This is a genomic window from Bradyrhizobium sp. WSM3983, assembly GCF_000473045.1.
Taxonomy (GTDB): Bacteria; Pseudomonadota; Alphaproteobacteria; order Rhizobiales; family Xanthobacteraceae; genus Bradyrhizobium.
The window spans coordinates 25910-36191 of record NZ_KI421491.1; the positions used below are offsets into that span (position 1 = coordinate 25910).

Below are 10282 nucleotides of genomic sequence, written 5' to 3' on the forward strand. Positions count from 1 at the left end.
ATGCGCAACACAGAGGAGTGACTGGAATGACCGAGACCACCAAAAAGACCGGCGTCAGCCGCCGCACGCTACTCAAGAGCACCGCGGGTCTCGCGGGCCTCGCCGCCGGCTCCGGCGCCATCACCGGCTTCCCCTACGTGATGTCGGCCGAGCCGAAGGTGCTGCGCTATCTCGGCACCGCCGTGAACGAGGGCGACGACATCTCCAAGCAGTGCCTGAAAGACACCGGCATCAAGATCGAGTACATCACCGCGACCACCGACGACGTCACCAAGCGCGTGATGACCCAGCCGAATTCCTTCGACGTGCTGGACACCGAATATTTCTCGCTGAAGAAGATCGTGCCGTCGGGCAACATCCTTGCCCTCGACGCCAAGAAGATCAAAGAGTTCGACAACATCACGCCCGTCTTCACCAAAGGCGAGACGCCCGGCGGCAAGAAGATCGGCGGCCAGGGCACCGCCCCCTGGAAGGTGCTCTATCTCGAAGGCAAGGACTCCAAGAAATTTGCGACGTCGGCAACCGAGTTCGTCACGTTGATCCCGACCGTCTACAACGCGGACACGCTCGGCATCCGCCCTGATATCATCAAGCGCCCGATCAGCTCCTGGGCCGAACTGCTCAACCCCGAATTCAAGGGCAAGGCCTCGATCCTCAACATCCCCTCGATCGGCATCATGGATGCCGCGATGGTCGTGGAAGCCACCGGCAAGTACAAATATGCCGACAAGGGCAACATGACCAAGGAAGAGATCGATCTCACCATGAAGGTGATGACCGAGGCCAAGAAGGCCGGCCAGTTCCGCGCGTTCTGGAAGGACTTTAACGAGAGCGTCAACCTGATGGCTTCAGGTGAGACGGTCATTCAGTCGATGTGGTCGCCGGCGGTGACAAAGGTGCGCTCGATGGGCATCGCCTGCACCTTCCAGCCGCTGAAGGAAGGCTACCGCTCCTGGGCCTCGGGCTTCTGCGTCTCCAAGGGCGTCTCGGGTCCGAAGCTCGACTGGGCCTATGAGTTCGTGAACTGGTTCCTGTCCGGCTATGCCGGCGCGTACCTCAACCGCCAGGGCTATTACTCGGCCGTGCTCTCGACTGCGAAAGCCAACATGGAGCCCTACGAGTGGGCTTACTGGATGGAAGGCAAGCCGGCCGAGAAGGACATCAAGGCGCCCGACGGCTCGCTGCTGGAGAAGACCGGCGCCGTGCGTGACGGCGGCTCCTACGAGGACCGCATGGGCGGCGTCGCCTGCTGGAACGCCGTGATGGACGAGAACGACTACATGGTCCGCAAGTGGAACGAGTTCATCGCCGCGTGATGGATACGTCGGAAGACATCCTGCAACAGGCATCCCCGGGATTGATCCCGGGGTCGGGCACAGCGCGCGCCGCAAAGCCGACGCGCCTGTCGCCCTCCTTCATCTCCTGGCTTCAGGCCGGCCCGATGATGCTGGTGTTTCTCGCCTTCTTCCTGATCCCGCTCGTCTTCGTCGTCATCGTCTCGTTCTGGGACTACAACGAATATCAATTGCTGCCGGCCTTCTCGGGCCGCGGCTACACCGACACGTTCGAAGGCTGCATCGCGCAGCTCCCCGATCTCTGCACCATCGCCAAGACCTATCTGAAGACGCTGAAGCTGTGCTTCCTGGTCTGGGCCATCACGCTCTTCATCGGCTTCTGGGTCGCCTATTTCCTTGCCTTCCACGTCAAGTCCAAGACCTGGCAGACGGGACTGTCGCTGCTCTGCACGATCCCGTTCTGGACCTCCAACGTCATCCGCATGATCGCCTGGATCCCGCTGCTCGGGCGCAATGGCCTGGTGAATTCCGGGCTGATGAAGACAGGCCTGATCAGCCAGCCTGTCGAATGGCTGCTGTTCTCCGAATTCTCCGTGGTGCTGGCGCTGGTGCACCTCTTCACCTTCTTCATGGTGGTGCCGATCTTCAATTCGATGATCCGCATCGACAAGTCGCTGATCGAGGCCGCCTATGACGCCGGCGCCACCGGCTTCCAGACGCTGGTCAACGTCATCATTCCACTTGCCAAACCCGGCATCGTGATCGGCTCGATCTTCGTCATCACCATCGTGATGGGCGATTTCATCACCATCGGCGTGATGGGCGGCCAGCAGATCGCGGCGGCCGGCAAGATCATCGAGACGCGGGTGAACGCGCTGCAATTCCCGGCCGCCGCCGCCAATGCCGTGATCCTGCTCGTCATCACGTTCCTGATCATCACCATGATGTCGCGCATCGTCGACATCAAGAAGGAGCTGTAGGCGATGAAGGAAGGACGCCCGCGCTCGTTCTACGTGCTCTCGATCTTCTTCGCGGCCTATGTGCTGTTTCTCTACGGCCCGATGATCGCGATCTATGTGCTGTCGTTCCAGGGGCCACAAGGCGGCCTCACCTTCCCGATGAACGGCGTGTCGACCTACTGGCTGACAAAGCTGTTCCAGGGCACCGGCATCGTCGATCTCGGCGCGGCCTTCCGCCGCTCCCTTCTGCTCGGCGTCATCGTGATGGCGGTCACCGTCGTGCTGTCGGTCGCCGCCGGCATGGCCTTCCGCCGGAAGTTCAAAGCGCAAAGCATTCTGTTCTACTCGGCGATCGCGAGCCTCATCGTGCCCTCGATCATCACCTCGCTCGGGATCTCGCTCGAATTCCGCATCATCGACGATCTGATCAAGGCACACTGGAACGAGAATTTCGAGACCTCGATGGGCCTACTCACCTCCGGGCTCGGCGCACATCTGACCTGGACGCTGCCGTTCGGACTGCTGATCATGTTTGCGATCTTCAACCGCTTCGATCCCCGGCTCGAGGAAGCCGCGCGCGATCTCGGTGCGACACCGTGGCAGGCCTTCCGCCATGTCGTGCTGCCGATCATCCTGCCCTCGGTGATCGGCATCGGCCTGTTCGGCTTCACGCTGTCCTGGGACGAGCTGGCGCGCTCCAGCCAGGCGATCGGCGCGGTGAATACATTGCCGCTCGACCTCCAGGGCCTCACCACGACGGTGACGAACCCGGACATCTACGCGCTCGGCACCATCATCTCCGCGGTGTCCTTCGCCGTGATCACGCTTGCGCTCGGCACCATTCACATGCTCAACAAGCGGCAGGCGGCCAAGGGTTCGGACGCCGGCAAAGGGCTTGTCTAATCGCGATGCGACTGCACGTCGTCAACCCCAACACCACAGCCGCGATGACGGCGAAGATCGCCGCGGCGGCGCGCGCGATTGCATTGCCCGACACCGTGATCGATGCACGCCAGCCCGACATGGGGCCGGTCTCGATCGAGGGATTTTACGACGAGGCCTTCGCCGTCCCCGGCATGCTCGGCTGCATCCGCGAGGCCGACCGCGACGGCGCGGACGCGCATCTCATCGCCTGCTTCGACGACACCGGCCTCGACGCTGCGCGTGCCGTGGCCAACGCACCGGTGATCGGTATCGGCGAAGCCGGCTTCCATGTTGCGAGCCTGATCGCGGCGCGCTTTGCGGTGGTGACGACGCTCGGTGTCTCCATCGTGCCGATCGAACATAATCTGAAGAAATACGGCCTCGCCGAGCGCTGTGCCCGGGTGCGTGCCGCCGAGGTCCTCGTGCTTGCGCTCGAGGAGCGCAACGCGGACGCCATTGGAAAGATCTCGGCGGAGATCACGGCCGCGATCCGCGACGACCGCGCCGAGGCCATCGTGCTGGGGTGCGCCGGCATGGCCGATCTTGCAGCCGAGCTCTCCGCCACCCACGGCCTGCCGGTTGTCGACGGCGTCGCGGCTGCGGTGACACTGGCCGAGGGACTGGTGCGGCTTGGCTTAACGACGTCCCGGCTCGGCCCCTACGCAGCGCCGCGGTCGAAGACCTATGCCGGTCCATTCGCTCCGTTTCAGCCGTAAGCGTGCGGTCCACGCGCTGATAGCACGATCAATTTTTATGTATTTGTCATAAGCGTCCCCGGCTTCGCCCGAACCTGTGCTAAGAGGCGGCGGTAGTAGTTTTACGGGGTTTGTATGAAAAAGAACGATGTCACCTGCTCAGCGTGCGGGGCCGGTTTTCGGCGCCTTGAGCTTGCCACGCCGCCGGCCAACACAGGCGAGTATCGCTGTCCGGCCTGCGACGAGGTTTTGGAGACGTTCGACGGCAGCGCCTTCATTGCCTATCGCATGACGATCCAGCCTTCGTTGAAGGCCGCGCGCCCGTAACGGCCTCTTCTCCCCGCCGGGCCTTCGCAGCACGATGGGCTGCTGAGCGTACTCTGATACTGCTACTGCCCGCTCATCCCGAATTCGGCCTGGGCGGGATTTCTTTTGGGCGTGCCGCCTGGCCCGCCAGAGCCGTCGCCTTGGATCAACTGCGCTTTTTGCAACGGCGGCCACCTTTTCGTCCCATTTATTGCTGAACTGTAACACTTTCGGGTCCCCCCGGCCGCCTTGTTCTGCGTTCTTGTGCTGCCGCTCTTCGCCACTCACCAAGTTCAATTTGGGTTTTGTCAGCGATGATCGATCTTGCAGAGGACACACCGTCCAATCCGCTCCTCCGTCTCGGTGCCCAGCCGATCGCGCTGACGGCTGCAGCGCTGCTGCTGCTGATCGCCGGCGTCACCTCGATCGCGATCTGGCGCGCCTATACCGGCGCTGCGCCAGAGACCGACCGCGTGGTCGCCTCGCGGCAGCTTCAGGCGCGCACGGCGCAGGCCTCAGAGCAGCTCGTCGAGAAGACCAAGGGGTTGGAAGCAACCCAGCAGGAATCGATCGACCAGCTCCAGGTCGTGCAGGACCAGCTTTTGACCATGAAGCGGCTCCTGGCCTCGCAGCAGGCCGACACCAAGCGCCTGTCGGAGCAGGTCGCCAATTTGAACGAATCCATCGACGGTCTGCGGCAGTCCTTCGCCAGCGTCCGCTCCACCGAGGCGGATACGCTCTCGGTTACCCAAAGGAAACCAGTGCGTCACCGCGTCCACGCCAGCGCGCGCAAACGCTGACGCGGCTGATTAGATCCCGCGCCGTCGCCTTTTATTTTCACCACTTGTGAAATGGATCACATTCGTCCGTATGATTCCGGGCGATGCTCGCCCATACCGGATGGCGTGAGCCGATTTTAATATCCGGGGCTGGCAAGGTCGTTGACGGTATACTGCGTCAACGGCCTTGTTTTTTACTGCCTCGGTGTTTGGGTGCCTCGGCCAGGCACCCCACGCTAGTCGCAGCCTCTATTCACAGACCTGAGCACGACGGACGCGCCAGCCCCATTGCGTCATGACCCGCTTCCGCACGATGTAGCACTGCGCGCCATAGCCGCCATCATCATAACCGGCGCCGTCATAATAGGGGTCGCCGTAGGACGGGTAGCCGTAACCGTAGGCGCCGTAATAGCCGGCACCCGCGATGCCGGCGCCGATTGCAACGCCGGGCCAGAAGCCGCCGCCGTGCCAGCCGTGGCCCCAGCCGCCGTGACCCCAGCCACCACCGCCATGGCCCCAACCGCCACCACCGAAATGGCCACCGCCACCCATGTGGCCGCCGCCTGCCTCGGCCGCTTGCGGAGCCAACAGGCTCGCGATGGCCAGTGCGGCCATGATCGTCTTGCGTAACATCAACTTATCCTCCGCGTGGAAACGCTCCACACTCCAAAGAAAGGCGAAGCTAACGTCACTCGATCACGGATGATAGGCGGACAGGCTCACTTCCACGCGAGCGTCAGCAGCCACGGCAGATGCTCTTCATCTTCTTGTCGAGCTGCCGGTTCTCGGTGTTCACCGTTGCATCGGCGTCGGCGTTCGATCGGGAAGCGGCGCCCGTGGTCACCCCGGGCGCCGTGTTCGCGCCGGAAGATTGCGCCGTGCCCAAGCTGTTGGTGCCGGGCGGCGGCGCTGGTGCGTTGGCCACGCCGCCAGTCGATCCGGTCGACCCGCCGGTGGTTTGCGCGAACGAGATCGCGGGTGTCGCAGCGAGAGCGAAGATCACGATCAGCGTCTTGATGGAAGCGCTTGCGGACGATCTGGTCATCGGAGATTCTCCCTGCCTTACCAACGGCTGCGGCAAAAACAGGTTCCGGAACCAATCCCGTCACATCAGCTTGAAACAGGGGGCAGCCACGACCATGCCCAAACTGATCGCGTGGCGCTACGCAGCTGCCACCATCTTCTCGGTCCGGTCCTCGACCATGGTCACGAACATGTGGGATTCTTCGCCGGCGCCGCCGATCTGAATCCGGCGGGCCGAGATCACGCGGCGGCCGCGCGTCGGATTGTCGATGGTGTCGACGATCGGTTCGAGCTGCTGCGTCTGCGCAAGCAGCTGCTGGTCGCGTTGCTCGATCAATGCGGCCGCCTCCGCCGAGAACAATTCCCGCGCGGTCTTGCCGATGATCTCGCCGCGCGACATCCCGATCATCTTCTCGGCAGCCTTGTTGACGAAGACGTAGCGCAGATTGCGCGCGTCCTTGGCGATGATGCCTTCGGCCACGTTCTCGATGATGGTGGCGAGGAAACGCTCCATCCGCTCGAGGATGCGCTCGCGCTGACGCTGTTCGGTGACGTCCTCCTGGACCGACACCCAGCCGCCGCCGTCCATCGGACGCTCGTAGATCTTGATGATGCGGCCGTCGTTCAGGCTGATCTCATAGGCCGTCGGCTCGCGCTTGGCGATGCGCTGGCGAACGGCCGCGACATATTTTGCGACGTCGCCGCTGAACAATCCGCTCCTGACCCTGTGCTGGAGGATTTCCTCGAGCGTCGATCCCGCCTGGATGGTTTCGGGCAGATTGTAGATCCGCCGGTAATTGGTGTTCATGGCGACGACCACGGCCGCCTTGCCGTCGAGCATGATCAGGCCCTGCGGCATGCTGTTGATCGCTGCCGAGAGCTGCCACTTCTTGGCCTGGTACTTGTCATTGAACTTGTCGCGCTCTCTCCTTGCGGCGTCGCGCGCCTGCGCTGTGCCGAGCTCGAGCTCCTCCAGCTCGAAAATGCGCGCCACCGCGTCGCGGAAGCGCTGCACGGCGCGCGCCAGATGCCCGATCTCGTCGTAACGGTTGAGATGCGGCACCTCGCTCTCGACGTCCCCTCCCGCGATCCGGTCGGTCGCCTGCGCGATCTCGGCCAGCGCCCCGACCACCGAGATCCGCATCACGACGACATTGAGGCCGGCGAGAAAGAGCGCGGCGAGCCCGAGCATGAACAGATAGGCGGCTGCGTAGCGATTCTCGCTCGCGAGGTCATCGGCTTCGCCGGCCCGCTGCCGGTAGATCCGTTCGAGCGTCTCGAGGTCGACATTGAGCTTGTTGCGCAGCGTTCGGTTGGCATCGTTGTCGCCCCATTCGCGCGCTGCGGCCGAACCGATCTCGAGCCCGCGCCGCACCAGCTCCTGGCGGAATTCGATGAACTGCGCGATGCGCTGTCGGAAGCTCGCCAATTGATCGGCATCGTCGTCGCCGGCGGTCCGCTCCATGCCCTTCACGGCGTCAGCGAGCTCGCGGTTGCGGCGCGCCAGCCCGTCGGCGAATTGCTTCATCGCGCCACGATCGCCGGACATGTAGATGCCGCGCGATTCCATCACGATGGCGTAGATCAACGCGTTGATGCGTCCGACATTGATCGCGGCCTCTGCCGAGGTGGTGTGCATGTGGCGGTAGGTCGTCTGCAACCGGACCGTCTGGACCGACATCACGAGCAGAAAGGTGGTGACGATCGCGAGAAAGCCGGCGATGCTGTAGACCTTCTCCGCAACGCTGAGCGTGTCGGCGCCGCGCGCGAGGCGAACGAACTTCTTCAAAAATCGGGAGCCGGCTTCGAACCTGGATCCCAGCGCCGCAGCGTCCATCGCGCCGCTCCCCCTGGTTGAAAACAATCGACCATAGGGCCAGTTGCGCTAGCGGAGTCTTAAAGTTCCGGGCGGTATTTTTACGGTCCGGAAGCGCGAGCCTGGCGGGACCGTCAGCCGATCCGCTTCAGGCCCTTCTTGAAGCGCGGACCGTTGGCGACGTAGAACCTTGCAGCACTTCCCATCTTCTGCACCTGGGCGTCGTCGAGGGTGCGAATGACGCGCGCGGGCGAGCCGATGATCAGCGAGCGCTCGGGAAACTCCTTGCCCTCGGTGATGACGGAGCCGGCGCCGACGATGCTGTTGCGGCCGATCTTCGCCCCATTCATCACGATCGAGCCCATGCCGATCAGCGCGCCTTCCTCGATGGTGCAGCCGTGCAGGATGACGTTGTGGCCGACGGTGCAGTTCTTGCCGATGACCATGGGAAAGCCGAGGTCGGTGTGGCAGGTCGAGCCGTCCTGCACGTTGGCGCCCTCGCCGATCTCGATCCACTCATTGTCGCCGCGCAGCACCGCGCCGAACCAGACGCTCGCGCCCGGCTTCAGGCGCACGCGGCCGATCACGGTCGCGGTCTCCGCGATGAAGTAGTTGCCGTCAGAGGGAAGATCGGGCGCCTGCCCGTCGAGCTCGTAGATCGCCATGGAGGTCTCCTGTCGCTTCAACCTCAGCCATAGCGAAACGACGGCGCAGAGGCAAAGGGCTGCCGCAGCGGGCAGCCCTGCAAAGCGTCAGCCCAGCACGCCGGTCGCGCGCAGCGTCATCAGGAAGAAGGTGCCGCTCATCATGCTCCAGAAGCCGGCGATGACGGTCGCCATCATCACGAACTCGAAGCGGCGGCTTTCCAGCCGCATGCCGCGCAGCGTGTTGCGCATGATGATGAAGGGCGCCGCGAACACGAGGAACGGCACCGCAGCGAATGTGCGCGGGGCTACGCCCTCCTGCAACAGCCCGAAACCGGCGGGCCTCTGCGACATCGCCTGGTATCCATTTGCGAGCGCGCCCGCGAGCGCGAAACCGATGCAGATCGAGAAGAGAGTGTTGAAAGCTTCAGGTGTCATCGGAACGGTCCGCCCATACGCAACGCGAGGTGCCTTCCTGTGACAAATAGTGCCGGTTAACGCTACATTATCCTTAAGCGAAGGTTAACGGTGCCGCCCGGCCCGCGCAGAGCCCTCTCCCGTTCCTGGTAGCTTGGAACCTTCCGCGAAATCGCCGCCGCGTGGCATATTCGCCGGTGATTCGTCGGCCGCGGCCGACCTCCCGGGTCATTTGCGCGACGTCATGACGGTGTTTTCGGCAACCTCCCCTCGTTCCTCCAGGACAAGCGCAAAGACGCGCGCCCGGTCACATCTCGTCCCGATCGCGCTCACCGGCGTGTTCGCGGCGAGCGCGATCGCGCTGGTCGCCTATCTGCTGTGGCCGACCTGGAGCACCGGCGGCGCGGACGCGCCGGACAAGCTGCCCGTCAGCGTCGGCGGCACACTGTTCAACCTGCCGATCTCGGCGATCCGGATGAAGATCCAGCGGCACTCCGGGCCGCAGGAGCGCATCGATCTCGATTTCCTCTATCCCTCGCTGGAAGCACCTAGCGGGCCGACACATGTGACCGCTGATACCGTGGACACGGCGATGCAGCCGATCGATCGCATCTTCCTGTCGATCGCCGCACACCACGATGCGATGTCGCCCGAGCAACGAACCGCGACGATCTATCCGCGCTATTTCGACCAGGCTGCGGCGACACCGGCAGACGGGCTGACGATGCTGACGTTCCGCAGCGACACGCCCTATGGCAGCGAGGATCTCTATTCCGCGACGAGCCCCGCGCTCAGTGCGCGCTGCACGCGCGACGCAGCCACGCCCGGCATGTGCCTGTCGGAGCGCCGCGTCGGCGGTGCCGACCTCACCTTCCGCTTTCCGCGCAGCTGGCTGTCGCAATGGCGTGGCGTCGCGGACGCGATGGAGAAGCTGACAACGCAGCTGCGCGGGCCGCGGGGCTGAGCGCGGAGCCAGCGCGACAAAAAGTCGAAAACAACCCCATGCACAGTAGACAGGCATGGGGCATGGCTTCGTTTTTTTCGAAGACGAGCTTGACCCGTCGGGCAAAACAGGGGCACAATGGGCATCGTGGGCAATTTGATTTGAATGATGCGGTCACGCATCCCTGCTCGGCGCCCCATTGACTGGATGGCGCAGGGATGTGTGACAAGCATCACTGATCGTAGATTGCATTTGGCCATTCTGCGAATAATCTGACGCGATTGCATTCGGGGGCTGGAATGCGGCTTCGGCTGTTTGTTTTGTTGATTCTTGCGACTTGGCTTACAACCTGGCTTGGGACCGGCTCTGCGCTGGCCGAGAAGCGCGTCGCGCTCGTCATGGGCAACTCGGCCTACAAGAACGTGGCGAGACTCGCGAACCCCGTGAACGATGCCGCGCTGGTCGGCGGCATGTTCAGGAA

General features: G+C 63.4%; 13 protein-coding genes. 8 read left to right on the plus strand and 5 right to left on the minus strand.

Annotated elements, in window-relative coordinates:
- The first annotated feature begins 26 nt into the window (after positions 1-26).
- The 6 genes from YUA_RS0143060 (at position 27) to YUA_RS0143085 (ending at position 4979) form a co-directional block, all read left to right on the plus strand.
- Entirely contained in the window at positions 27-1316 is a 1290-nt protein-coding gene (locus YUA_RS0143060) for a PotD/PotF family extracellular solute-binding protein (RefSeq protein WP_027536194.1), read from the plus strand.
- On the plus strand, positions 1316-2275 hold the full coding sequence (locus YUA_RS0143065; protein ID WP_027536195.1) for an ABC transporter permease: 960 nt from the start codon (positions 1316-1318) through the stop codon (positions 2273-2275). The genes YUA_RS0143060 and YUA_RS0143065 overlap by 1 nt, the downstream gene beginning before the upstream one ends.
- 3 nt (positions 2276-2278) lie before the next feature.
- Complete coding sequence (locus tag YUA_RS0143070) at positions 2279-3157, plus strand: ABC transporter permease (protein ID WP_027536196.1); 879 nt, start codon at positions 2279-2281, stop codon at positions 3155-3157.
- Between the two features lie 5 nt (positions 3158-3162).
- A complete protein-coding gene (locus YUA_RS0143075) occupies positions 3163-3894 on the plus strand; it encodes an aspartate/glutamate racemase family protein (protein ID WP_027536197.1) in 732 nt (243 codons plus the stop codon).
- A gap of 114 nt (positions 3895-4008) precedes the next feature.
- Complete coding sequence (locus YUA_RS0143080) at positions 4009-4200, plus strand: hypothetical protein (protein WP_027536198.1); 192 nt, start codon at positions 4009-4011, stop codon at positions 4198-4200.
- 293 nt (positions 4201-4493) lie between these two features.
- Positions 4494-4979, plus strand: a complete 486-nt coding sequence (locus YUA_RS0143085; protein WP_027536199.1) for a hypothetical protein — start codon at positions 4494-4496, stop codon at positions 4977-4979.
- A 228-nt stretch (positions 4980-5207) separates the two neighbouring features.
- Here the strand turns inward: YUA_RS0143085 and YUA_RS0143090 are convergent, their stop codons facing one another.
- The 5 genes from YUA_RS0143090 to YUA_RS0143110 form a co-directional block, all read right to left on the minus strand.
- Positions 5208-5591 (minus strand): hypothetical protein, encoded by a 384-nt coding sequence (locus YUA_RS0143090; protein ID WP_027536200.1) that lies wholly within the window; start codon positions 5589-5591, stop codon positions 5208-5210.
- Positions 5592-5694: 103 nt separating this feature from the next.
- Positions 5695-6003, minus strand: coding sequence for a hypothetical protein (locus tag YUA_RS0143095; protein WP_027536201.1), 309 nt, complete (start codon positions 6001-6003; stop codon positions 5695-5697).
- Between the two features lie 117 nt (positions 6004-6120).
- Positions 6121-7818 carry a PAS-domain containing protein gene (locus tag YUA_RS51460; RefSeq protein WP_027536202.1) on the minus strand — a complete coding sequence of 566 codons (1698 nt, stop codon included), beginning with the start codon at positions 7816-7818 and terminating at the stop codon, positions 6121-6123.
- Between the two features lie 113 nt (positions 7819-7931).
- Positions 7932-8462 (minus strand): gamma carbonic anhydrase family protein, encoded by a 531-nt coding sequence (locus tag YUA_RS0143105; RefSeq protein WP_027536203.1) that lies wholly within the window; start codon positions 8460-8462, stop codon positions 7932-7934.
- Between the two features lie 87 nt (positions 8463-8549).
- Positions 8550-8879, minus strand: a complete 330-nt coding sequence (locus YUA_RS0143110; protein WP_027536204.1) for a hypothetical protein — start codon at positions 8877-8879, stop codon at positions 8550-8552.
- Between the two features lie 223 nt (positions 8880-9102).
- Between YUA_RS0143110 and YUA_RS0143115 the strand changes: the two genes are divergently transcribed.
- Complete coding sequence (locus YUA_RS0143115) at positions 9103-9822, plus strand: hypothetical protein (protein WP_027536205.1); 720 nt, start codon at positions 9103-9105, stop codon at positions 9820-9822.
- A gap of 278 nt (positions 9823-10100) precedes the next feature.
- Positions 10101-10282, plus strand: a 182-nt coding sequence (locus tag YUA_RS46765; RefSeq protein ID WP_035973203.1) for a hypothetical protein, incomplete at its 3' end; no start/stop codon positions are given.